At 70.9% G+C, this 23,908-nt stretch carries 24 protein-coding genes; 14 read left to right on the plus strand and 10 right to left on the minus strand.

Translation table 11 applies throughout. From position 1 onward, the window contains the following. Positions 1-161 precede the first annotated feature (161 nt). Positions 162-863: an FCD domain-containing protein gene (locus QZ500_RS08570; protein WP_295853761.1), complete on the minus strand. Its 702-nt coding sequence runs from the start codon at positions 861-863 to the stop codon at positions 162-164. Positions 864-948: 85 nt separating this feature from the next. On the opposite strand from QZ500_RS08570, the gene QZ500_RS08575 reads away from it, so the two are divergent. The 5 genes from QZ500_RS08575 to QZ500_RS08595 are packed head-to-tail and all read left to right on the plus strand — an operon-like array spanning position 949 to position 6,463. Further along, positions 949-1,827: a fumarylacetoacetate hydrolase family protein gene (locus QZ500_RS08575; protein WP_295853764.1), complete on the plus strand. Its 879-nt coding sequence runs from the start codon at positions 949-951 to the stop codon at positions 1,825-1,827. Beyond that, positions 1,824-2,699: a polysaccharide deacetylase family protein gene (locus QZ500_RS08580; protein WP_295853766.1), complete on the plus strand. Its 876-nt coding sequence runs from the start codon at positions 1,824-1,826 to the stop codon at positions 2,697-2,699. Before QZ500_RS08575 ends, QZ500_RS08580 begins: the two co-directional genes overlap by 4 nt. Positions 2,700-2,741: 42 nt before the next feature. Continuing rightward, positions 2,742-3,722: a tripartite tricarboxylate transporter substrate binding protein gene (locus QZ500_RS08585; protein ID WP_295853769.1), complete on the plus strand. Its 981-nt coding sequence runs from the start codon at positions 2,742-2,744 to the stop codon at positions 3,720-3,722. After that, on the plus strand, positions 3,719-5,458 hold the full coding sequence (locus tag QZ500_RS08590) for a CocE/NonD family hydrolase (protein WP_295853771.1): 1,740 nt from the start codon (positions 3,719-3,721) through the stop codon (positions 5,456-5,458). The genes QZ500_RS08585 and QZ500_RS08590 overlap by 4 nt, the downstream gene beginning before the upstream one ends. Positions 5,459-5,491: 33 nt before the next feature. After that, positions 5,492-6,463: a tripartite tricarboxylate transporter substrate binding protein gene (locus QZ500_RS08595; protein ID WP_295853772.1), complete on the plus strand. Its 972-nt coding sequence runs from the start codon at positions 5,492-5,494 to the stop codon at positions 6,461-6,463. A gap of 42 nt (positions 6,464-6,505) precedes the next feature. Here QZ500_RS08595 and QZ500_RS08600 read toward each other — a convergent pair whose 3' ends face one another. Then, a complete protein-coding gene (locus QZ500_RS08600) occupies positions 6,506-7,765 on the minus strand; it encodes a Zn-dependent hydrolase (RefSeq protein WP_295853774.1) in 1,260 nt (419 codons plus the stop codon). Positions 7,766-7,830: 65 nt separating this feature from the next. Between QZ500_RS08600 and QZ500_RS08605 the strand changes: the two genes are divergently transcribed. Beyond that, a complete protein-coding gene (locus QZ500_RS08605) occupies positions 7,831-8,766 on the plus strand; it encodes a LysR family transcriptional regulator (RefSeq protein ID WP_295853775.1) in 936 nt (311 codons plus the stop codon). Positions 8,767-8,787: 21 nt separating this feature from the next. Here the strand turns inward: QZ500_RS08605 and QZ500_RS08610 are convergent, their stop codons facing one another. After that, positions 8,788-10,101 carry a solute carrier family 23 protein gene (locus QZ500_RS08610; RefSeq protein ID WP_295853803.1) on the minus strand — a complete coding sequence of 438 codons (1,314 nt, stop codon included), beginning with the start codon at positions 10,099-10,101 and terminating at the stop codon, positions 8,788-8,790. Between the two features lie 137 nt (positions 10,102-10,238). Between QZ500_RS08610 and QZ500_RS08615 the strand changes: the two genes are divergently transcribed. Continuing rightward, positions 10,239-11,561 (plus strand): AsmA-like C-terminal region-containing protein, encoded by a 1,323-nt coding sequence (locus tag QZ500_RS08615; protein ID WP_295853806.1) that lies wholly within the window; start codon positions 10,239-10,241, stop codon positions 11,559-11,561. A 128-nt stretch (positions 11,562-11,689) separates the two neighbouring features. On the opposite strand, the gene QZ500_RS08620 is transcribed toward QZ500_RS08615, so the two are convergent. The 3 genes from QZ500_RS08620 to QZ500_RS08630 all read right to left on the minus strand — a co-directional run bounded on the left by QZ500_RS08620 (position 11,690) and on the right by QZ500_RS08630 (position 14,059). Continuing rightward, positions 11,690-12,004: a hypothetical protein gene (locus tag QZ500_RS08620; RefSeq protein ID WP_295853809.1), complete on the minus strand. Its 315-nt coding sequence runs from the start codon at positions 12,002-12,004 to the stop codon at positions 11,690-11,692. Positions 12,005-12,104: 100 nt separating this feature from the next. After that, the gene (locus tag QZ500_RS08625; RefSeq protein WP_295853812.1) at positions 12,105-13,475 is read right to left on the minus strand and encodes an aspartate aminotransferase family protein; all 1,371 of its coding nucleotides are present in this window, start codon (positions 13,473-13,475) and stop codon (positions 12,105-12,107) included. A 77-nt stretch (positions 13,476-13,552) separates the two neighbouring features. Next, positions 13,553-14,059 carry a cupin domain-containing protein gene (locus tag QZ500_RS08630; RefSeq protein ID WP_295853815.1) on the minus strand — a complete coding sequence of 169 codons (507 nt, stop codon included), beginning with the start codon at positions 14,057-14,059 and terminating at the stop codon, positions 13,553-13,555. 62 nt (positions 14,060-14,121) lie between these two features. Here QZ500_RS08630 and QZ500_RS08635 point away from each other — a divergent pair, with 62 nt between their 5' ends. Then, positions 14,122-14,619: a hypothetical protein gene (locus QZ500_RS08635; RefSeq protein WP_295853818.1), complete on the plus strand. Its 498-nt coding sequence runs from the start codon at positions 14,122-14,124 to the stop codon at positions 14,617-14,619. 63 nt (positions 14,620-14,682) lie between these two features. Here QZ500_RS08635 and QZ500_RS08640 read toward each other — a convergent pair whose 3' ends face one another. After that, positions 14,683-15,690, minus strand: a complete 1,008-nt coding sequence (locus QZ500_RS08640) for a LacI family DNA-binding transcriptional regulator (protein ID WP_295853821.1) — start codon at positions 15,688-15,690, stop codon at positions 14,683-14,685. A gap of 212 nt (positions 15,691-15,902) precedes the next feature. Between QZ500_RS08640 and QZ500_RS08645 the strand changes: the two genes are divergently transcribed. From QZ500_RS08645 to garD, 3 genes are all read left to right on the plus strand, one after another. Beyond that, the gene (locus tag QZ500_RS08645) at positions 15,903-16,862 is read left to right on the plus strand and encodes a tripartite tricarboxylate transporter substrate binding protein (RefSeq protein ID WP_295853825.1); all 960 of its coding nucleotides are present in this window, start codon (positions 15,903-15,905) and stop codon (positions 16,860-16,862) included. Between the two features lie 160 nt (positions 16,863-17,022). After that, complete coding sequence (locus QZ500_RS08650; protein ID WP_295853829.1) at positions 17,023-18,153, plus strand: mandelate racemase/muconate lactonizing enzyme family protein; 1,131 nt, start codon at positions 17,023-17,025, stop codon at positions 18,151-18,153. 151 nt (positions 18,154-18,304) lie between these two features. Then, positions 18,305-19,855 (plus strand): galactarate dehydratase, encoded by a 1,551-nt coding sequence (garD, locus tag QZ500_RS08655; RefSeq protein ID WP_295853851.1) that lies wholly within the window; start codon positions 18,305-18,307, stop codon positions 19,853-19,855. Positions 19,856-19,873: 18 nt separating this feature from the next. Here garD and QZ500_RS08660 read toward each other — a convergent pair whose 3' ends face one another. Genes QZ500_RS08660 through QZ500_RS08670 form a run of 3 tightly spaced genes read right to left on the minus strand, consistent with a single transcriptional unit; the run spans position 19,874 to position 21,708 of the window. Next, on the minus strand, positions 19,874-20,248 hold the full coding sequence (locus tag QZ500_RS08660; protein ID WP_295853832.1) for a hypothetical protein: 375 nt from the start codon (positions 20,246-20,248) through the stop codon (positions 19,874-19,876). Then, positions 20,223-21,083: an IclR family transcriptional regulator gene (locus tag QZ500_RS08665; protein WP_295853834.1), complete on the minus strand. Its 861-nt coding sequence runs from the start codon at positions 21,081-21,083 to the stop codon at positions 20,223-20,225. The genes QZ500_RS08660 and QZ500_RS08665 overlap by 26 nt, the downstream gene beginning before the upstream one ends. Then, complete coding sequence (locus tag QZ500_RS08670) at positions 21,073-21,708, minus strand: flavin reductase family protein (protein WP_295853837.1); 636 nt, start codon at positions 21,706-21,708, stop codon at positions 21,073-21,075. The genes QZ500_RS08665 and QZ500_RS08670 overlap by 11 nt, the downstream gene beginning before the upstream one ends. Positions 21,709-21,910: 202 nt before the next feature. Between QZ500_RS08670 and QZ500_RS08675 the strand changes: the two genes are divergently transcribed. From QZ500_RS08675 to QZ500_RS08685, 3 genes are all read left to right on the plus strand, one after another. Further along, a complete protein-coding gene (locus QZ500_RS08675) occupies positions 21,911-22,894 on the plus strand; it encodes a tripartite tricarboxylate transporter substrate binding protein (RefSeq protein ID WP_295853839.1) in 984 nt (327 codons plus the stop codon). After that, positions 22,891-23,322, plus strand: a complete 432-nt coding sequence (locus QZ500_RS08680) for a RidA family protein (RefSeq protein ID WP_295853842.1) — start codon at positions 22,891-22,893, stop codon at positions 23,320-23,322. Before QZ500_RS08675 ends, QZ500_RS08680 begins: the two co-directional genes overlap by 4 nt. A gap of 124 nt (positions 23,323-23,446) precedes the next feature. Next, positions 23,447-23,908: amidohydrolase family protein (locus tag QZ500_RS08685; protein WP_295853845.1), on the plus strand; the 462-nt coding region annotated here is incomplete at its 3' end.

Raw genomic sequence — 23,908 nt, forward strand, 5'->3', positions numbered from 1 at the left:
GGGAATGGCGATGCATGGATCCGGACTGGCAGCCTTTTTCCCGATCACGGCCAGGCGGCACTGGTCTGCTGCGTGATGATGTGGGCCCGGCTTGGGGCGACGGCGCATCCAGCCCCTGGGGCCCGCAACCTTCTGCTCACCACGTCGCGGTAAGCGGCAGCTCAGCCTTTGCCTAACGTGCCGGTGAAAAGCGCCGCCGTACGTTCGTAGTGCCCTGCCAGCAACCGCTGCGCGGTCGGCAGGTCCATGGCCATCACCGCGTCGAAGATCGCCTGGTGCTCGTCCTGCTCGTTGCGGCGCTTGTAGGCCTTGCGGGCTGCGAGCTGGCGGTAGCGGTAGGCGCGGTCGTAGAGCTGGTCGCAGAAGCCCAGCAGAACCGGCGAGCCGCAGGCCGACAGCAGCGCCCGGTGGAACGCCCGGTGGTAGACCTCCCACTGCGGGTTCTCCTCGTAGCTGTCTACCTGCACCGAGCGCGGCGTGCGCGACAGGCGGTGGAAGGCCAGCACCAGCGCCTCCTCCCACTGCGGCGTGCGCCGCGCGAAGGCCTGCGCCAGCGCCATCGATTCCAGCGCCACCCGGGTGTCCACCACGTCCCGCAGTTCCGCCGCCGACACCGCCGCGGCGCAGAAGCCGCGCTGGTCGTGGTGCACCACCAGCCCTTCGGTCGCGAGCCGGCCGAGCGATTCCCGCAGCGGACTCGCGCCAACGTCGTAACGGGCGCGCAGCAGGTGCATCGGGAGTTTGCCGCCGGGCTGCCAGTGGCCGCCGAGCAGATCGGCGCGCAGCCGTTCGTGGACCTGGCGGGTCAGGCTCGGCGCGACCGAAGACGCTTCGCTGGGGTGGGCAGGGGCGAGGGTGTCCATCCGCGGGTTTTCCTTATGTGTCGGCAATATTCTAGTGGTCTATTATTTTGTCGACAAAACTGCAATCCAACGTTTTTATCGACAAATGACCTTCGGCTTCGTCACCTTCTCCACTGGCACCGCGGGCGATGCCCGGCTCGGCGCCGTCATTGGCGACACCGTCGTCGACCTTCAGGCCGCCGACGCGGCGCTGCCGCGCGACATGGTGGCGCTCGCCGCCGCCGGCCCCGACGCCTTCGCCGCCGGCGGGCGCGCCGCCCGCGCCGCGCCCGCCGGCGCCGTCCACCCGCTCGACAGCGTCACGCTGCTGCCTGTGGTCCCGCGTCCCGGCAAGGTGATGTGCCTCGGCCTCAACTACGCCGACCATGCGGCCGAAGGCGGCAACGCCCGGCCGGAGTACCCGAGCTTCTTCATGCGCGGCCCGACCTCGCTGGTCGGCCACCGCGCGCCGGTCGTGCGGCCGCGTGTCTCGCAGAAGCTCGACTTCGAGGCCGAGCTGGCGGTCGTCATCGGGCGGCGCTGCCACGGCCTGACCGACGCCGACGCGCTGTCGGCCGTGGCCGGCTACGCCTGCTTCAACGACGCCACCCTGCGCGACTACCAGCGCAAGACCGCGCAATGGACCATCGGCAAGAACTTCGACCGCACCGGCGGTTTCGGCCCGTGCTTCGTGCCGGCGTCGGCGCTGCCGCCGGGCGCTGTCGGTCTGAAGATCGAGTCGCGGCTCAACGGCCGGGTCATGCAGAGCGACAACACCCGCAACATGCTGTTCCCGGTGGCCGAGACGCTGCGCCTGATCACCGAGGCGATCACGCTGGAGCCGGGCGACGTGGTGATCATGGGCACGCCGGCCGGCGTGGGCTATGCCCGCACCCCGCCGGTGTGGATGCAGCCCGGCGACACGATCGAGATCGAGATCGAGGGCATCGGCACGCTGTCGAACCCGGTGGAGGACGCGGCATGAGCGCCGCGTCCAACGAACCCCGCATCACCCGCCTGCCCGACGACTTCCGCTGGCCCGGCGGCAAGCGGGTCGCGGTGGTGTTCAACATCGCCTACGAAGCCTGGTCCGACGGCCAGGCGCCCGGCATCGGGCCGATGGGCAACGTGCTCAAGCCCGGGTTCTTCGACACCAACGCACATTCGTGGGCGAGCTTCGGCCTGGTGCGCGGCATCCACCGGCTGATCGCCATCGCCGAGAAGCACGGCGTGAAGACCAGCGTGATGACCAACGGCGTGATCTGCGAGCGCGACCCGGATACCGTCAAACGCATCGCCGACCTCGGCCACGAAATCGTCAACCACTCCTGGGGCATGGACGTGATCCCGGTGTACTTCGACGAGGCCGGCGAGCGGGCCAACCTGCAGCGCAACCACGATCTACTGCAGGCCACGGCCGGCGTCGCGCCCACCGGCTGGATCAGCCCGCGCGGCACCGGCAGCCCGATCAGCTCGCGCCTGCTGGCCGAAGCCGGCTACCGACACCACGGCGACGTGAACGACGACGACCGGCCCTACGTCATGGACTTCGGCGGCGGCCAGCGCATCGTCGGCATCCCGCTCACCATGGACGTGAACGACCTGCCCACCTGCATCCGCTACGGCCAGGGCGCGCGCCACATGCTCGACACCTTCCAGGACTGCTTCGACGCCTACCGTCAGCGCGAGACGGTGCCGCTGATGCTCGACGTGACCGGCCATACCCACGTGATGGGCCGCCCCTCGGTCGCCTGGGTGTTCGACGAGATCATGGGCCGGGTGCTGGCCGCGCCCGACGTGTGGGTCTGCACCCGCGACGAGATGGCGCGCCACGTGCTCGCCCAGCTGCCGGGCTGAGGCCCGCCCTCCACCGACGCCCGTTCGCACCAGGAGCCCTCCATGCCCAACCGCAGACTCTGCCTCGCGGCGCTCGCCGCCGTGGCCGCCGCCTCCGGCCTTCCGGCCCGCGCGCAGGCCGCCTACCCGACCAAGCCGATCCGCCTGCTGGTGCCGTTCTCGGCCGGCGGCAGCCCCGACCTGCTCGCGCGGCTGGTGGCCACCCAGCTCAGCCGCCAGATGGGCCAGAGCGTGCTGGTGGACAACCGGCTCGGCGCCAACGGGATCATCGCGTCCGAGGCCGCGGCCAACGCAGCGCCCGACGGCTACACGCTGCTGCTCACCACCGGTTCGCACAGCATCAACCCGAGCATCTACAAAAAGTTGCCTTACGACACCGCGACCGCCTTCGCGCCGGTGACGCAGCTGATCGTGGCGCCGGCCCTGGTGCTGGTGGTGAGCCCGCAGTTCCCGGCGAAGACCATCGCCGAATTCCTTGCCATCGCCCACCGGCCCGACGGCAACGTCAGCTTCGGCTCGCCCGGCATCGGCAACACGCTGCACATGGCGGGCGAGCTGCTCAACGTGAGCGCCGGCACGAAGATGCTGCACGTGCCGTACAAAGGCGCCGCGCCAGCGCTGGCGGCCGTGATGGGCGGCGAGGTCTCGGCCTGCTTCCTGAGCACCACGGCCGCCACCATCGCGATCAACAGCGGCCAGGTGCGGCCGCTCGCGGTGACCAGCGCGCAGCGCATCGCCTCGCTGCCGAACGTGCCCACGCTGGCCGAGAGCGGCGTGCCGGGATTCGACTACGACGGCGGCTGGACCGGCATCCTGGCGCCCGCGAAGACACCGCGGCCGATCGTCGACAAGCTTTCGGCCGAGATCCGCCAGGCGCTGCAGGTGCCCGCGGTGCGCGACCAGCTACTCGCCTGGGACAGCGTGGCCATCGGCAGCACGCCCGACGCCTTCGCCACCTTCCTGCAGGACGACGCGAAGAAATACGCCGCCATCGTGCGGCAAGCCAACGTGCCGATGCAATGAACACCACCACCTCCGTTCCCACCGACGCGACTGCCGCCGAAGACGCCGCCGGCGGCCTGCCGCTGCGCTTCGAGCGCGACGTGCCGATCCCGATGTCCGACGGCACGGTGCTGCGCTGCAACGTCTTCCGGCCGCGCGAGGAGGGCACCTACCCGGTCGTGATGGCGCTCGGCGCCTACGGCAAGGACGTGCATTTCGCCGACGCCTTCGCGCCGCAGTGGAAAGTGCTGACCGGCCTCTATCCCGGCCTGGCCACCGAAGGCTCGACCGGCCGCTTCCTGCGCTGGGAGGTGGTCGATCCCGAGCGCTGGGTGCCCGACGGCTTCGTGGTGATCCAAGTCGATGCACGCGGCACCGGCCGCTCGCCGGGTTTCCTCGACCCGTTTGGGCCGGTGGAGACTCGCGACTACTACGAATGCATCGAATGGGCCGGCACCCAGCCCTGGTCCAATGGCCGGGTCGGGCTGATTGGTGTGTCCTACCTCGCGATCAAGCAGTGGCAGGTCGCGGCGCTGCGGCCGCCGCACCTCGCGGCCATCGTGCCCTGGGAAGGCTCGGCCGACTTCTACCGCGACGGCGGCGCGCACGGCGGCATCTTCAGCAGCAGCTTCACCTTCGCCTGGTGGCCGCGCCAGGTGCTGAGCAACCAGTACGGCAGCGGCGACAGCACCCACCGCGACCGCGATACCGGCGAGCGCACCACCGGCCCGGCGTTCTCGCCCGCGCTGCTGGAAGGCAACCGCGCCGAGCACCCGCAGGACCGGCTGCGCCACCGCCTCGACGATGCCTGGAACCGGGCGCGCACCGGCCGGCTGTCGGAGATCGAAGTGCCGGTGCTGTCGGCCGCCAACTGGGGCGGCGCCGGCATGCACCTGCGCGGCAATGTGGAGGGCTACCTCGCCGCGGGCTCGGCCGAGAAATGGCTGTTCGCCCACATCGGCACCCACTACGAGAGCTTCTACCTGCCGCGCTACGTCGCACTGCAGAAGCGCTTCCTGGGCCACTACCTGCGCGGCGACGACAACGGCTGGGAGCGGGAGCCGCGGGTGCAGCTGGCGATCCGCCGGCCGGACGGCACGGCCACTCTGCGGGCCGAGCATGAGTGGCCGCTGGCCCGCACGCAATGGACGCCGTTTTACCTGGACGCCGGCGACGGCACGCTCGACCTGCAGACGCCGCGGGCGACCGCGCAGGCAAGCTTCACCGCCATGTCGGGATCGCTGGACTTTTCGACCGCGCCGTTCACCGAGGAGGCCGAACTCACCGGTCCCGTCGCGTTGCGGCTGTGGATCTCGTCGTCTACCGCCGACGCCGACCTGTTCGTGGTGCTGCGCGTCTTCGGCCCCGACGGCCGGGAGCGCACCTTCATCGGTGCGCACGAGCCGGTGCCGATGGCCCAGGGCTGGCTGCGCGCCTCGCACCGCAAGCTCGATCCGGACCTTAGTCAGCCGTACCGACCCTATCACGCCCACGACGAGGTTCAGAAGCTGGAGCCCGGCACCGTCTACCCGGTCGATGTCGAGATCTGGCCGACCAGCATGGTGTTCCCGCTGGGCTATCGGCTGGTGCTCACCGTGCAAGGGCACGATTTCGTGGTCGCGCCGCCAGGGCGTCTGCTGCACGACCATCCGGAGGACCGTGCGGCACCGGAATTTGCCGGTACCACGACGCTCCACACCGGACCCGCCCATCCGGCCCTGCTGCTGGTACCGCGCATTCCTGCTGCCGCGGTCTGACCGCCATCCATTCCGCATCTCAGGAGACATGCCATGCAACGCCGTCACGCACTGCGCCTGATCGCCGCCGCCGCGCTCGCCCTTCCTGTGCTTGCCGCGGCCCAGCCTTCCGGTTGGCCGGGCAGGCCGGTCAAACTGGTCGTCGCGTTCGCTCCCGCAGGACCGGCCGACATCATTGCCCGGCTGCTTGCCGCTCGCCTCGCCGAACCTCTCGGCCAGAGTGTGGTCGTGGACAACAAGCCGGGCGCCGGCGGGAGCCTGGCTTCCAGCCAGGTGGCGCGCGCCGAACCGGACGGCACCACGCTGCTGGTCAACACCAGTTCCTACGCCGTCAATCCGGCGATGCAGCGCAACCTCGGCTTTGATGCCGAAAAGGACCTGACGCTGGTGGCGCTCGTGGCCTCGAGTCCCAACCTGATCGTCACCGCGCCGCAATTGCCGGGCCGCAGCCTCAAGGAAGTCATCGATGGCGCCAAAGGCGGCAGCTACAACTATGGCACCGCCGGTGCGGGCACCACGCCGCACCTGACCGCAGAGTACCTGTTCAAGGTGCTGGGTAAAGTGCCGGTCACGCATGCGCCGTACCGGGGTGCAGGCCCGGCACTCAATGCCGCAATGGCCGGCGAGGTGCAGATGGCGAGCGTCGCGTTGCCGGCGGCCGTCGAACTGGTGAAGGCCGGCCGGGTGCGCGGCCTCGTCGTGACCGGTAGCCAGCGATCGCCGGTGTTGCCCGAAGTGCCGACCGTGGCGGAATCCGGTTTCCCAGGCTTCGAGGACGTCACTTGGGTGGGGGTTTTCGCACCGGCCAAAACCCCCGAAGCCGTCATGCAGCGCCTGAATCGGGAGGTGACACGCATCCAGCAGGATGCGGAGTTCCGCACGCGGCTGGCAGCGGCCGGTTTCGAACCGCTGGGCGGGACCCTGCCCGAGGCGAAGGCGTACCTGGGCCGCGAGCTGGCGAAATGGGCGAAGGTGGTCAAGGAGACAGGCGCCCAGGCAGATTGAGCGGGCGTCGGCGCGCAAACGCGTTGCACGGCCTGTCGCTGTTCACGCCAACTGTCGATCAAGCCCCAACAACGCTCCCGCGAGCACCCGCGCCCCGTTTGCCGCGGTGGTCTTGTCGATCCATTCCTCCGGGCAGTGGCTGCGCCCGTCCCGGCACGGCACGAACACCATGCCGATGGGCGCGACCGCCGCGAGGTGCAGCGCGTCGTGGCCGGCGCCAATGGGCAGCTGGCGGCAGGGCAGATCCAGATCGGCAGCGGCCTGCGCGACGGCCGCCATGACGATGTCACTGCAGGGGGTCGGCGTAGTGCGGCTCAGTTGTCGCACGCTGGCACGTAGTTGCATCCGCGACAGCTCGGGCTGGCATTCGGCTATCACCGTTTCCGGAAAGACCTCCAGGATTTCGGCCGAATCGCTGCGGACCTCAAGCACCATCTCGACACGGCCCGGCACCGCGTTGCTGGCGTTCGGCAGCACGTTCAGCCGCCCGACGGTGGCGACGACGTACCACGGCCACGTCAGGAAGCGGTCTGCGACCGCGCGGACGGTAGACACCGCGTGCGCGTTGCCGACCAGGGCGTCCTGCCGCAGGTCGAGCGGCATGGTGCCCGCATGGTCGGCACGGCCCTCGATCGTGATCGCCACCCGTCGGATGCCGACGATATAGGTCACCACGCCGATCGGCAGCTTCGCCTGCTCCAGCACCGGGCCCTGTTCGATGTGCAGCTCGACGAACGCGGCGATGTCGCCGGGCGCGCGGACGGCCTGGGCCAGCGCATCCGGCCGCGCACCGACGCGCTGCAGCGCGGCGTGAAGCGTCTCGCCGCATGGGGCTGACAACGCGAGCATGTCGGGTACCAAGGTGCCCGCCATCGTCCGGCTGCCCACGCAGGACACGCCGTAGGCGCTCGGTTCCTCCGACAGGAAGTCGATGACCTCCAGCGGGTGCCGCAGCAGGCGGCCAGATTCGCGCAGGCTCTGCGCCACTTCCAGCCCGGCAAGGACCCCGAGCACGCCGTCGAACCGACCGCCGCCGAGCACGGTGTCGGTATGAGAGCCGGACGCGAGCGGTAGCAGGTGCGCACACCGGCCCGACAGGGTGCCGACCAGGTTGCCTGCAGTGTCCAGCCGCACGTTCAGCCCCGCCGCGCGGAACTCCTCCTGCAGCCAACGGCGTCCGGCCTCGAACTCCGGCGAAAACGCCCGGCGCGTCCAGGGCACATCGGGCCGTGTGAACGTCGCGATGCGCTCCAGGCGATCCCCTAATCGGTCGGCATTGAGGGTGAGGGTCACGGCGGGCAAGGAGGCGGTGGTACAGGCGGCGGATGGTGCCGGCGAACCGCGCAGGGAAGAAGGTAGCGTCGCTTATGCAGAGCATCAGTTCAGCTTGGGGATCGGTCCAGCACCTGGACCAGCTGCGCAAGTACGAACTCGTCGTGAAGCACGGCAGCTTCACGGCCGCCGCAGCGCAGCTCGGCCTCACCCAGCCGACCATCAGCCAGCAGATCAAGACGCTGGAGACGCGGCTGGGCGTGCGGCTCCTGGAGCGCGCCGGCCGCAGCGTGCGGCCGACCGCCGCGGGACGGGACCTGCTGTCGCACCTGCCGGCGGTCGCACTGGCGCTAGAAGCGGCCTTCAACGCCGTCGCGGCGCACACCCGCGATGTGGTCGGCCAGGTGCGCATCGGCACCGGCCTGACGACCTGCCTCTATCTGCTGCCGCCGATGCTGCGGCGCCTGCGCGAGACCCATCCCCGCCTGGAACTCGTCGTGAGTACCGGCAACGCCGAGGGCCTGGTGCGCCGCATCGAGGACAACGACCTCGACCTCGCCCTGGTCACTTTGCCGGTGCCCTCGTCGTCGGTCGGCGTGCAGGTGCTGCTGGACGACGAACTCGTCGCCGTCCGGAAGCGCAGGCCGGATGCGTGGCCGGATCGGCTCGACGCACCGGCGCTGGGCGCACTGCCGCAGGTGATGTTCAGCCCGGGCACTTCTACGCGCGGCCTGATCGACGCATGGTTCGGGGCGGCCGGACGGAGGCCGCCGGCCGCAATGGAACTCGACAGCGTCGAGGCGATGAAGGCGGTGGTCGCGGCGGGCCTGGGCTGCAGCGTGCTGCCCCGCAGGGCGCTCACCGGTGCGGGCCACCACCCCGATCTGGAGTTCCGGTCGCTGACCCCGCCGCTGCGCCGTTCGCAGGCGCTGGTGATGCACCAGGACAAACGCCTGACCGCGCCGCTGCAGGCGGTCGTGGCGGAGGTGACCCGGACTGCGAGTGCCGAGGCCGTACGCCGCGGCTCCTGACGCCGCAGCCGACGACGTCGGTCAGCGTCGTTCGTGCGGTGCTGCCGCCGCACCGCGTCCCAGCAGCGCCCACAGCAGAATCGCCCCGAAGGTCGCGGTCCCGATGCCGCCGAGCGCAAAACCGCCGAACTTCAGCGTGAAGTCGCCGGTGCCCAGCACCAGCGTGATGGCCGCCACGATCAGGTTGCGGTTCTGCGAGAAATCGACCTTGTTGTCCACCCAGATCTTGGCGCCCGCCACCGCGATCAGCCCGAATACCACGATGCTCACGCCGCCCATCACCGGCAGCGGGATCGCCTGGATCACCGCGCCGAACTTGGGGCTGAAACCCAGCAGCAGCGCGATCAGCGCCGCCACCACGAACACCGCGGTGCTGTAGATGCGGGTGGCGGCCATCACGCCAATGTTCTCGGCATAGGTGGTCACACCGGTGCCGCCGACACCGCCCGACAGCATCGTCGCCACGCCGTCGCCGATGAAGGCGCGGCCGATGTACGGGTCGAGGTTGCGGCCGGTCATCGCGGTCACGGCCTTCAGGTGGCCCAGGTTCTCGGCGACCAGGATCACCGCCACCGGCGCGATCAGCAGCATCGCGTTGCCGGTAAAGACCGGGGCGGTGAACGACGGCCAGCCGAGCCAGGCCGCGGTGGCCACGCCTGACAGGTCCACCGGCTTGCCCCAGCCCAGCCCGTTGGTAAACACCGCGTATAGCACCGTCGCCAGCGCCAGTCCGACCAGGATCAGGAGCCGCTGCACCATGCCGCGCGAGAACACCGCGACCACGCCCACGCTCAGGAAGGTGAGGGCCTGCATCCACGACTCGAAGTTGTTGGCCGCCATGTTCTTCACCGGGATCGACGCCAGGTTGAGCCCGATCACCGCGACCACCGCGCCGGTCACCACCGGCGGCATGAAGCGTTCGATCCAGCCGGTGCCGACCGCCTGCACCAGGAGGCCGATCAGCACGTACACCGCACCGCACGCGACGATGCCGCCGAGTGCGACGGCCAGGTTGGCGTTCGGGCCCTTGCCGGCGTAGCCGGTCGCGGCGATCACCACGCCGATGAAGGCGAAGGACGAGCCGAGGTAGCTCGGCACCCGGCCGCGGGTCAGCAGGAAGAAGATCAGCGTGCCGACGCCGCTCATCAGGATCGCGATGTTCGGGTCGAACCCCATCAGGATCGGCGCCAGCACCGTCGCGCCGAACATCGCGATCACGTGCTGCACGCCCATGGCGGCGGTCTGCGGCCAGGGCAGCCGTTCGTCGGGCGCGACGACGGCGCCTTCCTCGGTGGCGCGCACTTCGCGCCAGCGGGGCCAGTAGGGGTCAGTCATGGTGTTTTCTCCTCAGGGGTTTGGCGTCCATTCCGACGCGCAGTGTAGGCAGCCGGGGAGATAAGCAAGGGCCGCGCCGCGCAGCGGGCTCCGCCTGCGCTGCTGTCGTTCCTCCCATCCGCACCCTTCCCACCCGCATGCCCCTGCGCCGCAAGACCCTCTGGACCGTCCTCGGCGGTGTCGCCGCCGTCGTGGCGCTGTCGGCCGTGGGCGTCGCGCTCTGGCTGCCGAGCGAGGAGCAGCTCGCCCGCCGCGCCGAGGCCGCCGTGGAAGAGGCGCTGGGCGTGCCGGTCACCATCGGCGCACTGCACTGGCAACTGCTGCCGCAGCCGATGGTGGAGGTGCGCGACGTGGCGACGCGGCAGGATTCGCCGGTGCGGCTGCAGCGGCTCGCTGGCTGGCCGCAATTGCGGCCGCTGCTGCATGGCGAGATCGCCTTCGACCGCGTGCTGCTCGACGGCGCGACCATTCCCCAGCCGTCGCTGCGGGCCTTCCGCGGCGCCGACGGGGCGGTGGCGGACGGCGGCGGCACCGGCCGCTGGCAACCGGCCGCGGTGCCGGTCCGGCGGGTGGAATTCCGCAACGTCGCCTGGGTCGGCCGGCGCGGCATTCCGCTGGAGTTCGAGGGCCAGGCGGATTTCGAGGCAGGCTGGAAGCCGCGCACCGCCACCCTCGCACGGCAGGGCGTGCAGCCGCCCGCACAGGTCACGCTGGAGCGCGACGGCAACGACGACCGCTGGCGGGTGACCACCGCGATCGCCGGCGGCAGCTGGGACGGCCTGGTGGCGCTGGCGCCGCGCAGTGCGGACAGCGCTCCGGGCGCCAGCGGCCCGGCGGGCGGCGTGCGCATCACCGGCGAACTGGAGCCGAAGGGCGTGGAGGTCCGCCAGCTGACCGAGACCTTCAAGCGCAACCCGGTGGTCGCCGGCCGGGCGTCGGGCCGTACCACGCTGTCGGCCGAGGGCGACGATGCGCAGAGCCTGCTGCGCTCGCTGCGCACCCGCACCACCTTCACCGTGGCGCCGGCGACGGTGCTGCGCTTCGACCTCGACCGCGCGATCCGCAGCCTGGGCAAGGAGCATGCGGGCACCACGCCGCTCGACCGGCTGACCGGCCAGCTCGACACCCGCAACACCGAGGACGGCCTGGTGATGCGCTACACGCAGCTGCGCGCCACATCGGGCGTGCTGACCGCCACCGGCAACGCCATGCTCGCCAATCGCCGCATCGATGCGGAGCTGGCGGTGGACCTGGTGGAAGGCGTGGTCGGCGTGCCGCTGAAGATCACCGGCCCGGTCGGCAAGCCCGACATTTCCGTGCCCGCGGGCGCGGTGGCCGGCGCGGCGGTCGGCACCGCGGTGGCCCCGGGCATCGGCACCGCGATCGGTGCGCGGATCGGCGGGTTGATCGAGAAGGTGTTCGGCGGCGGCGACAAGGCGCAGGCGCCGCCGAAGCGCTGATTTCCGAAGGAAAAAGACCTTCTGCGCAGGTGGGACGGGCGCGAGCAGCTACGGTTTCGATAGCGCGTCGCCCTGCGCTGGCGATGTGGCCGACCACGCGCGGGCCCGCGGTGTCGGCCGCCGCCCCGTCAGACGAAGTCGCGGATCCGGTGCTTGAGCCGGGTGTTGAGGTAGACCACGTTCACCAGCCCCAGGCAGGCGAGCACCAGCACCACGTTCGCCAGCACCCGCAGCGTCGCCGGTCCCTCGACGAGGTCGGCCAGCAGGCCGCCCAGCGGGGTCAGCCGCGCCACCACCATGTAGAGGGCCGCGAACGCAACCGACCACACGAACATGCCCAGGTAGTCGCTGCGGCGGGCGCGGAGGATGATCGCGTTGCGCTGCGCTTTGGGCAGCGCGCGCAGTTCGGGCAGCTGATGGGCAGACCAGTACAGGGAGGACATGGGAAGGGGGTTCGGATCGTCGGGAAGGGCGGCGGGCGGACCGTCACCGGCCCGTGCGCCGGGAGAGCCGCCGATGCTAGGGCATGGAGCCGTCAGACCCTCATGCGGTTTCCTCCAGCGCATCGCCGAGGGCGCTCACCAGCCGGTCGATCTCCTCGCGCTCGGCGATGAAGGGCGGCGCGAGTTGGATGGTGTCGCCGCCGTAGCGCACGTAGAAGCCCTTTTTCCAGCAGGCCATCGCCACCTCCCACGGCCGGCGCGCCGGCTCGCCGGGCACCGCGTCGATCGTGAAGCCGGCGGCCAGGCCGTAGTTGCGGATGTCGGTGACGTGTTTCGCGCCCCGCAGCCCGTGCACCGCGGACTCGAAGTACGGCGCGAGCGACCGGACGCGGCCCGGCATGTCCTCCCGCACCAGCACGTCGAGCGCGGCGAGGCCGGCGGCGCAGGCGACCGGGTGGGCCGAGTAGGTGTAGCCGTGCGCGAACTCGAGCATGTACTCCGGCCCGCCCGCGGCCATGAAGGTGTCGTAGATCTCGCGCCGGGCGATCACCGCGCCGAGCGGCTGCGCGCCGTTGGTGATCTGCTTGGCGCAGTTGAGGATGTCAGGCGTCACGCCGAACGCATCCGCGCCGGTCATCGCGCCGCAGCGGCCGAATCCGGTGATCACCTCGTCGAAGATTAGCAGGATGCCGTGCGCGGTGCAGATCTCGCGCAGCCGCTGCAGGTAGCCCTGCGGCGGCACCACTACGCCGGCCGAACCGGAGAACGGCTCGACGATCACCGCCGCGATGGTGCTGGCGTCGTGCAGCGCGATGAGGTCGAGCAGCCGGTCGGCGAGGTCCGCGCCGTGCGCCGGCTGGCCGCGGCTGAAGGCGTTGGCCGCCAGCTGGGTGTGGGGCAGGTGGGCGGCCTCGATGCCCTGGCCGAAGGCCTTGCGGTTGCCGACCATGCCGCCGACCGAGATGCCGCCGAAGTTCACGCCGTGGTAGCCCTTCTCGCGGCCGACCAGCCGGGTCTTGCCGGCCTGGCCCTTCGCCCGCCAGTAGGCACGCGCCATCTTGAGCGAGGTATCGGCCGCCTCGGAGCCGGAGCCGGTGAAGAAGACATGGTCGAGCCCGTCGGGCGTCAGCTCGCGCAGCCGGTTGGCGAGCGCGAAGGCACCGGGATGGCCGTGCTGGAAGGCCGGGGCGTAGTCGAGCGTGCGGATCTGCCGGGCGACCGCCTCGCCGATCTCCGGCCGGCCGTGGCCGAGGCCGCTGCACCAGAGGCCCGACAGGCCGTCGAAGATGCGGCGGCCCGTGTGGTCGGTGAAGTAGGCGCCTTCGGCCGCGACGATCATCCGCGGGTCGGCCTTGAAGTGCCGGTTGCCGGTGAACGGCATCCAGTAGGCGTCGAGCCAGGCGGCATCGGTGCGCACCGGCAAGGACGGCGTATCGGCGGCAGCAGCGGTCGGAGAGGGCGTGGTCGTCATGGCGCGGCGGAGGAGGGCGGTCGGACGCCCATTGTGTCGGCCGGCGCCGCCGCGCGTGCGGCTGCGGGTTTGGGGGCTCAGCCCGCCGGGCGAGCGGCCTCGGGTCCGTCGCCGGTCAGCTTGCGCCACCAGCGCACCAGCCGGCTCGGCTCGTGCACCGTCCAGGACTTCTGCACATAGCGCGGCACGTGCCAGTGGGCGCGGGTGCCGGCCTGGAAGTGCACCGTCTCGCCCGGCTTCGCGACGAAGCGGCGGCCCATGTAGTCGAGGTGCACTTCGCCTTCCTGGATGTACACCGTCTCGTCCACGCCGTAGTGCCAGTCGAAGGTCGACGGGCCTTCGGCCGAGAAGATGCCAGACTGCACCCGGCCGTCGCCCGAGGCGGAATAGGAGGCCGCCCGGAAGTTCGGCGTGCCGGCGTGCACCGTGGCGGTCGCGCCTTCCATCGGCACCATCACCAGCGGCTGGCCGCCGGCCGACGGCGCCGGCATCGCGTCCAGGTGCTGCCAGGCGCTGACCGCGTGCATCGCGGCCCAGCTCGCCACCGCACCGAACACGAACCACAGTGCGTTTTTCCTGACCATGCGGTCCTCCCGGATACGGTTTGCAACAGGTCGGGATGATACGGCGGCCACTACCATTGACCATGCCTTTCGATTCCGATTCCCCCGACGACGACACCCCCGACGCGATCCATTCGCCCACCCTCTGGCACGACAACGGATGGCGGGCCCGGGTCATCAAGAACGAAGAGGACGACGGCTGGGCCGTCGAGATGCACCGCGACGGCGACCCGGAGCCGGCGCTGACCGGCCCCTGGACCATGGGCCGCGACAAGAAGAACCCGAAGCCGCTCGACACCGCCGCCTTCAACACGCTGGTGAAGACCGCCGCCGAAGTGATCCGCCGCCACGAGCAGGCGCTGCACGCCCGGCTGCACAAGCAGTTCGACGTGCACACCAACGCCACCGGCCGCTGCACCGTGGCGCTGGACATCGTGCCCGACGAGGACGATCCGCACGCCTGGCTGTCGGCCACCGACGCGGCCGGCGACACCCTGGCGCGCGAACGGGTGCGACCGGACTACCGCCTCACCGCCGCGGGCGCCGCGGCCTGGGCCGAGGGCGGCTTCGGCCGGCCGTAGCGCTGCTCCTGCCCGGCGCACGGCCGCCTGGTGCGCCGTGTCGCGCCGCTTCGCGGCGCAGCGTCAGGCGGCCGCGGTGCCGGTGGACTGCCGCTCGACGATGCGGAAGCCCACGTCCACCACCGGCGACGCCACCGTCTCGCCGCGGCAGCGCGCGAGCACCATGTCGGCTGCACGGCGGCCGATGCCCGGGCCGTCCACCACCACGGTGCTCAGGCTGGGCAGCAGGTGTTCGGAGAAATCGGCGTTGCCGAAGCCGCAGATGGCGATGTCCTCCGGCACCCGCAGGCCGCGTGCCTGGGCTTCCACCAGCACGCCCTGCGCGAGCTGGTCCGAACTGCAGGCCACCGCCCGCAGTCCCGGGTCCTGCGCCAGCAGATCGGTCATCGCCCGGCGGCCGAGCGCCAGATTGCTCGGCGCCGGCACCTTCGCCGTCGGCACGCGGCGGCCGATCGCCGCCTCGAAGCCGGCATGGCGCTGCATCGCCCGCTGGTCGTCGGCGGTCGCCACGCCGACACGCTGCCAGCCGCGCGACAGGAAATAGCCCGCCACCGCACTGCCGACCTGCTGCTGCGAGAAGCCGACCAGCATGTCCACCGGGCGCGTGGTGAAGTCCCAGGTCTCGACCACCGGCAGCCCGGCGCGGCGCAGCCGTTCGCGCGAGCGTTCTGCGCCCACCAGGCCGGTGAAGACGATGCCTTCGGGCTGGCGGCTGAGCATCGTGTCGATCACCGCCTCCTCGCGCGCCGGGTCGTAGCCGGTCTCGCCGAGCAGCAGCTGGTAGTCGCCGGCCGCCAGCCCGGCGGTGAGCGTCTGCAGCGACGGCAGGAACTGCGCAACGGCGAGCGCCGGCACGATCGCCGCCACCATCCGGCTGCGCCGGGATTTCAGGCTGCCGGCCAGCAGGTTGGGGATGTAGCCGGTCGCCTCCACCGCCGCCTGGACCCGCGCGATGGTGGCCGGCGATACCACTGACGGATTGCCCAGCGCCCGCGACGCGGTGATCAGGGAGACGCCCGCGGCGCGGGCCACGTCGTGCAGGGTGATGGTCTTGGTGGGGGCGGAAGGCATGGCGCAGGAAGTCGCCCGGGAACGAGCTGCGCCAAGCCTACCAGTCCCGGCCGACACTCGGGTCCACCCGCTTGACAGTCGAAATGACAACGATAACATTTGCGCCGGCCTTGCCGAGATGTGCAGATTTGCGGACCGAAAAGCAGGAGCCCGGGCCTCTCGACCACAAATGACATCGTTGTCAGTTTGCCGAACCCTTCCAAGGAGACATCGTGAAAAAGATCCTCGCGGCCACGCTCGCCGCCCTGTCGTTCGCCGCCGCCGCCAACACCTGGCCCGACGGCAAGCCGGTCACGCTGGTCGTGCCCTTCCCGCCGGGCGGCTCGACCGACCAGGTGGCGCGGGCGGTCGGCCCGCTGCTGTCGGAGAAGTACAAGACGACCTTTACCGTCGACAACCGCGCCGGCGCCACCGGCACCATCGGCGCGACCTTCGTGAAGCGTGCACCGGCCGACGGCAGCACCTTCCTGGTCACCTCGCTCGGGCCTCTGGTCATCGTGCCGCACCTGGTCAAGGGTCTGCAGTACGACGCGCTGAAGGACTTCGACACGATCACCGTCGCGGTGCAGTCGCCCAACGTACTGGTCGTGCCCACCAACTCGCCGCACAAGAGCGTGGCGGACGTGATCGCCTTCCAGAAGGCCAACCCGGGCAAGATGAGCTTCGCCTCGGCCGGCAACGGGTCGAGCGACCACCTGACCGCAGAGTTGTTCTGGCAGCAGACCGGCACCCAGGGCGTGCACATCCCCTACAAGGGCGGCGCGCCGGCGCACACCGACATCATGGGCGGGCAGGTCGATGCGTCCTTCCAGAACGTCAACTCGGTCATCGGCTATATCAAGGCCGGCAAGATGCGCCCGCTGGCCGTCACCAGCGCCAAGCGCTCGCCGGTGCTGCCGGACGTGCCCACGCTCGCCGAGGCCGGCGTGAAGAACGTCGAGGTCGCCTCCTGGCAGGCCATCGTCGCGCCGAAGGGCCTGCCGCCGGCGGTGCGCACCCAGGCGCACGCCGCCTTCGCCGAAGCGCTCAACGACCCGCGGGTGAAGGACAAGTTCACCTCCATCGGCTTCGAGATGGTCGTCAACACCCCGGCCGAGTTCGCCGCCTTCCAGCAGCGCGAATACGCCCGCTGGAAGCAGGTGATCGAGGCCGGCAAGATAACGATCGATTGACCCCCGTTTAGCCGGCGCACTGCGTTCCCCGGCCGTTACCCCCCAAGGGGGGCGCACCCGGCGGCCTGGCAAAGCCAGTTCCGCGGGTGCTCCAGGATGGCCGCGTTCATGGCTGTCCGAACCGCGAACCGCAAAGGGCCGCTGCCTGCACAACACCGCCATGACTCACGACCGCATCGTCCACATCCGCCTTTCGTCCTGCTACCTGCCGCTCGCGAACCCGATCAGCGACGCCAAGGTGCTCACCGGCCGGCAGAAGCCGATGACCGAGATCGCGATGCTGTTCGCCGAGATCGAGACCCGCGACGGCCACCGCGGTCTGGGCTTCTCGTATTCCAAGCGCGCAGGCGGCCCGGGACAGTTCGCCCATGCGAAGGAGGTCGCGCCGGCGCTGCTCGGCGAGGATCCGAACGACATCGCCCGCCTCTGGACCAAGCTCTGCTGGGCCGGCGCCTCGGTCGGCCGCAGCGGCATGGGCGTGCAGGCCTATGGCGCCTTCGACGTCGCGCTCTACGACCTCAAGGCCCGCCGCGCCGGCCTGCCGCTGGCCAAGCTGCTCGGCGCGCAGCGCGACGCGGTGCGCTGCTACAACACGTCGGGGGGCTTCCTGCACACGCCGCTCGAGCAACTGCTGGTCAACGCCCAGGCCTCGCGCGAGCGCGGCATCGGCGGCATCAAGCTCAAGGTCGGCCAGCCCGACCGGCAGGCCGACATCCGTCGCGTGGAAGCGGTGCGCAAGTACCTGGGCGACGACATGCCGCTGATGGTGGACGCCAACCAGCAATGGGACCGGCCCACCGCCCAGCGCATGTGCCGCACCTTCGAAGCCTTCGACCTGGTCTGGATCGAGGAGCCGCTCGACGCCTACGACTACGAAGGCCATGCCGCGCTGGCCGCCACCTTCGACACCCCGATCGCCACCGGCGAGATGCTGACCAGCCTGGGCGAGCATGCCGAACTGATCCGCCAGCGCTCGGCGGACTACCTGATGCCCGATGCGCCGCGCGTCGGCGGCATCACACCCTTCCTGAAGATCGCCGCGCTGGCCGAGCATGCGGACCTGAGCCTGGGGCCGCATTTCGCGATGGAGCTGCACGTGCACCTCGCCGCGGCCTACCCGACCGAGCCGTGGGTCGAGCATTTCGACTGGCTCGAACCGCTGTTCGAGGAACGGCTGGAGATCCGCGACGGCCGCATGCTGGTGCCGACCCGGCCCGGCCTGGGCCTGACGCTCACCGAACAGGCCCGCGCCTGGACCCGCGAGCAGGTCGAGGTCGGCGAACGCGCCTGAACCGCCGCCTGCAGGACACCGACACGACCGCGCGGCACGACGACGAGAAACCACGATGAACGATTCCACGGCCCTCCTGTCTCCCCCCGCGGCTGCTGCGGCCACGCCCGTGCCTGCGGCACCGTCGGCCCGCCCGCCGCTGACGATCCGCATGCGCGACGGCGACAACGTCGCCATCGTCGCCAACGACGGCGGCCTGCCCGCCGGCACCGTGCTGGCCTGCGGCCTGGTGCTGCGCGACCGGGTGCCGCAGGCCCACAAGGTGGCGCTGGTGGACATCCCCGAAGGCGGTGCGGTGCTGCGCTACGGCGTGGTCATCGGCCGCGCGGTGCAGGCCCTGCCCGCCGGCAGCTGGGTGCACGAGCGGCTGCTGCACATGCCCGAGGCGCTCTCGCTCGACGGCCTGCCGATCGCCACCGTGAAGCCCGCGCCCCTGCCGCCGCTGGAAGGCTTCACCTTCGAGGGCTACCGCAATGCCGACGGCTCGGTCGGCACCCGCAACATCCTGGCGATCACCCAGACCGTGCAGTGCGTGGCCGGCGTCACCGACTTCGCTGTGCAGCGCATCAAGGCCGAGCTGCTGCCGCGCTTCCCCAACGTGGACGACGTGGTGGCGCTGGAGCACGGCTACGGCTGCGGCGTCGCGATCGACGCGCCCGACGCCGCGATTCCGATCCGCACGCTGCGCAACATCAGCCTCAACCCCAACTTCGGCGGCGAGGTGATGGTGGTGAGCCTGGGCTGCGAGAAGCTGCAGCCCGAGCGGCTGCTGCCGCCCGGCAGCATTCCGCTGGTGGACGAGCGCAACGTGGCCGACATCGGCGCCACCGCGGGCCCCGAACTCGACGTGGTCTGCCTGCAGGACGATGCGCATGTCGGGTTCATGTCGATGGTCGCGTCGATCCTGCGGCAGGCCGAGGTGCACCTGGAGCGCCTGAACGCCCGCCGCCGCGAGACGGTGCCGGCGTCCGAACTGGTGGTGGGCGTGCAGTGCGGCGGCAGCGATGCCTTCAGCGGTGTGACCGCCAACCCGGCCGTGGGCTTCTGCACCGACCTGCTGGTGCGGGCCGGCGCCACGGTGATGTTCTCGGAAGTGACCGAGGTGCGCGACGGCATCGACCAGCTCACCTCGCGCGCCGCCACGCCCGCGGTGGCCGAGGCGATGATCCGCGAGATGGCCTGGTACGACGCCTACCTGCGCCGCGGCAGCGCCGACCGCAGCGCCAACACCACGCCCGGCAACAAGAAGGGCGGCCTGTCCAACATCGTCGAGAAGGCGATGGGCTCGATCGTCAAGTCGGGTTCCTCGCCGATCAGCGGCGTGGTTTCGCCCGGCGACCGCGCCACGCAGCGCGGCCTGCTCTACACCGCCACGCCGGCGAGCGACTTCATCTGCGGCACGCTGCAGCTCGCCGCCGGCATGAACCTGCACGTCTTCACCACCGGCCGCGGCACGCCCTACGGCCTGGCGCAGGTGCCGGTGATCAAGGTGGCCACGCGCAGCGACCTGGCGCGTCGCTGGCACGACCTGATGGACGTGAATGCCGGCCGCATCGCCGACGGCGACGCCACCATCGAAGACATGGGCTGGGAGATGTTCCGCCTGATGCTCGACGTGGCCAGCGGCCGCAAGAAGACCTGGGCCGAGCACTGGAAGCTGCACAACCAGCTAGTGCTGTTCAACCCCGCGCCGGTGACCTGAGCCGGCCGGCGCACAGCGTCAGTCCGCGAGCCCGAATGCGTCGCGGAACGCCGCGCAGAACGCGGCGTTGCCTGCGATCGACAGGCTGACGGTGTGCCGCACGCCGGGCGCAGCGCCCGTGTCCTCCGCCGCGATGCGGCCGGTGGCCGGATCGAAGGCGATGCGCTGCTCGACCGTGGTCTCGCGCCGGCCCGCGAGGTCGTAGTGCCAGGTGCCGCCGTCCTCCGGCGGCGCGCAAGCGCCCGGGAAGGCATCGTGCGCCCAGCCGAGCACCCGTGCGATCTCGGCATGCAGGGCCGCCAGGCGCGGCGCCGCGACGCTCGCCAGCGCATCGAAGCTGCCGTCACCGTCGGCCTCCTCGCCGCAGTCAAAGTCCAGAAATTGCAGGTCCATCGTCCGATTGTTCCCGGCTTCCTCCACCGTAACGACGCTTGAGGCTGCTGCGGGCGGCGGCCTCGTGGGTTTCCGCGCCGATCTGCGTGGCCAGCGCCGCCAGGCAGGCGGCCAGCGGCTGCACGCGGTCGTCCGGGAGCCGTTCGGTGATCGCTGCCACGGCCAGGCCGGCCAGCACCCGGCCATCCGACGCGCGCACCGGTACCGCGACTGCGCGCGAACCGGGTACCACCCCGACGGCGGCATAGGCGTAACCGTGGGCGGCCGCGGCTGCGGCCCGCTGCAGCAGCTGGTCGGGCGCGATGCCCAGCGCCTGCAGGCGTGGGGCATTGCGCAGCACGATCGCCGCAGCGTCCGCCGGTGGCAGCGCGCCGAGCAGCACCAGGCCGCTCACGCCCGCACCCAGCGGCCTGCGCGCGCCGACGGCGATGGAGAGCACCTTGATCGGGTAGCTGCCCGGCTGGCGCACCAGGCAGACCGAGTCGTCGCCGTTGCGGATCGTGAGAAAACAGGTTTCGCCCTCGGTCTCGGCGAGCGCGCGCAGGTGCGGCTCGGCCGCGGCCTGGACCGGCGGGCGCGCCGAACGTGCCAGTCCCATCAGCGAGACCTCGCGGCCGATCAGGTAGCGGCGGGTGGCCGGATCCTGTTCCGCCGCGCCTTCCTCCACCAGCACCCGCAGGATGCGGTGCACCGTCGGCCGGTTGAGACCGGTGGCGTGCGCCACGTCCACCAGCCGTACGCCCTGTTCCTGGCCCGCCGCGACGATGCGCAGGACGGCCAGGGCCCGCCGAACGCTTTGCGCGCCGGCGGTTGCGATGCCATCGTCAGCCGCCACCGCCGGATGCCATCACCGTCTTGGCCGTCTGCTGCATGCCGCGCAGTGTGACGATGCGGCCGAGCGTGGCGTAGTTCGGCCCGCCGATGCGACAGACCGGATCGAGCGCGAGGGTGTCGACCTTGCCGTCCTGCAGCAGGCCGTCGCGCAGGTGGTAGGCCAGCACCTCGCCGACAAAGAATTCGGCGCCGGTGTCGCCGAAGGGAATCACCCGTTCCAGCCGGCATTCCATCGCCACCGGCGCATCGGCGAGTCGCGGCACCGCGATCGCCGACGACGGTGCGGTGCCGAGGCCGAGCAGCGCCGCCTCGCTCACGTCCGGCGCATGCTCGGCGCTGCTTTCGTGGATCGCCACCATCTGCGAGCCGTCGCCGATGTTCACCACGAATTCGCCGCTGGCATGGATGTTGGCGCCGGTGTCCTTGCGCTGGCCGGCCTTGCGGCCGATGTTGACGCCCAGCAGCGGCGGCTTGTTCGAGACGAAGGTGAAGCAGGAGAACGGCGCCAGGTTCACCACCCCGGTGGGCGACAGCGTGGTGATCCACGCGATGGGGCGCGGCACCACGATGCCGCTCAGCAGACGGTAGGTGGCTTCGGGGGCGAGGGAGCGGGCGTCGATGTGCATGGAAAGTGGCGTCGCGAACGAGGGGATGGACGATTGTGGACAGCAGGGTCCTCCACCGGCAGCCATCCGTGTAGAGCGATCTGGCCGAAGTGTCCACGATGTGGAACTGTCTCGGCTTATTGCATTGCAGCATCGCCTGGCCGCTTCGTAGAGTGGATCTAGGCCGCCGGTCCCCTCCGGCGGCATCGAAGGAGACATTCGCATGCCCGTACTTTCCGTCCTCCGCTCCGCCGCCGTCGTGGCGACCGCGGCACTCGCTGCCTGGCTTCCGGCGGGTGCCGCCGCCCAGACGTGGCCCGACAAGCCGGTCCGGCTGGTGCTGCCCTATCCGCCCGGCGGCAATGTCGACGGCGCGGCCCGCATCGTCAGCGAGCAGCTCCAGCAGGTGTTCAAGCAGCCGTTCCTGGTCGACAACCGGCCCGGCGCGGGCGGCATGATCGCCGGCGAAGCCGTTGCCAAGGCCGCGCCCGACGGCACCACCTTCTTCATGGGCGCCAACGGTCCGATCCTGTTCTCGCCGCTGATTTTCAAGCGGGCCGCCTACGACTGGAAGAAGGATTTCGTGCCGGTCGGCTCGGTGTCCTTCACGCCGCTGGTGCTGCAGGTGCACCCGTCGGTGCCCTACAGGACGATCGGCGAACTGCTCGCCGCGGCGAAGAAGGACAACCGGATCAACATGGCCTCGCCGGGCGCAGGCACCACCAACCACCTGGTGAGCGAATTCCTGCAGCGCGAGAGCGGCGCCAAGTGGACCACCGTGCACTACAAGGGCAACGCGCCAGCCACCACCGACCTGCTCGGCGGCCAGGTGCAGTTCAACTTCGACCAGCTGTCGGTCGCGCAGCCCTTCATCCAGCAGGGCCGCACCCGGGCCTTGGCGGTCACGTCCGCCAAACGCGTGCCGCAGCTGCCCGACGTGCCGACGCTGCAGGAGGCCGGCTTCAAGGATTTCGAGGCCGAGACCTTCACCGGCATCCTCGCGCCGGCCGGCACCCCGAAGGAGATCGTGGTGCGCTTCTCCGACGCGCTGCGCAGGATCCTCGCGGACAAGGCGGTGCAGGAGAAGTTCCAGACGCTCGGCGCCGAGGCGCGGGCGATGTCGCCCGACGAGTTCCAGCGCTTCCTCGCCAAGGAAGACGCCCGCTGGACCCCGGTCATCAAGCAATCCAACATCACCGCCGAATGAGCCGCGACACCCTCCCGTCCTCCGCGCTCGGCCGCGCCGCGCCGCCGCGCCGCACCAGCATCCACATCGACGGCTTCGCCCACAAGAACCCGATCCCCGCGGCCTGCCGCATCGGCCCGCTGGTGGAGAGCGGCAGCGTGCTCGGCACCGATCCCGCCACCGGCCAGCCGGCGGCAACGATCGAGGCGCAGTGCCGCTTCATGCTCGACAACGTGCGTCGCATCGTCGAGGCCGCCGGCGGCAGCACCGAGGACATCGTGAAGGTGACGGTCTGGATGAAGGACCGCAGCCAGCGGCCGGCGCTCAACGGACCCTGGCTGGAGATGTTTCCGGACCCGGCATCGCGGCCGGCCCGCCACGCCATCGTCGCGCCGGACCTCGACATGGGCAAGCTCATCGAGTGCTCCTTCACCGCGTATATCGACTGACCCCCAGGCTGCGCACTGCGCGCTTCGCCTACCCCCTTGCAGGGGGCACGACCGGTGGACCAGCGAAGCCGGATCCACGGTCGCCCTCATGAATACCCCGCGTCTTTTTTTCCTGGACGTTTCCATGCCCGACTACCTGCCCTTCGACCCGCATCCCCGCGCCCCGGACCCGCTGCCGCCGCCGCTCGCCTGCGACAGCCAGTTCCACGTGTTCGGCCCGCCCGAACGCTACCCGGTGCGGCCCGGCGCGGCCTACACCATGCCCACCGCGACCTGGGAGACCGCAGCACGGCTGCACGCCACGCTCGGCCTCCAGCGCGGCGTGATCGTGCAGGCCACCACCTATGGCGCCGACCACACGGTGGTGCTGGACGCGCTCGCCGGCCTGAACACCGGCGGCGGCCCGCGCCGCTACCTGGCGTGCGCCAACGCCGCGGTGCTGGTCGAGCGCGACGACGCCTACCTGCAGACGCTGCACGACGCCGGCGTGCGCGGCGCGCGCTTCACCCGCGGCGGCCTCGGCATCAGCTTCACGCCGGCCGAGATGGACCGCGCCTTCGGCCGCATGCGCGCGCTCGGCTGGTAC

The organism is uncultured Xylophilus sp., from assembly GCA_913776965.1.
Lineage (GTDB): Bacteria > Pseudomonadota > Gammaproteobacteria > Burkholderiales > Burkholderiaceae_C > Xylophilus.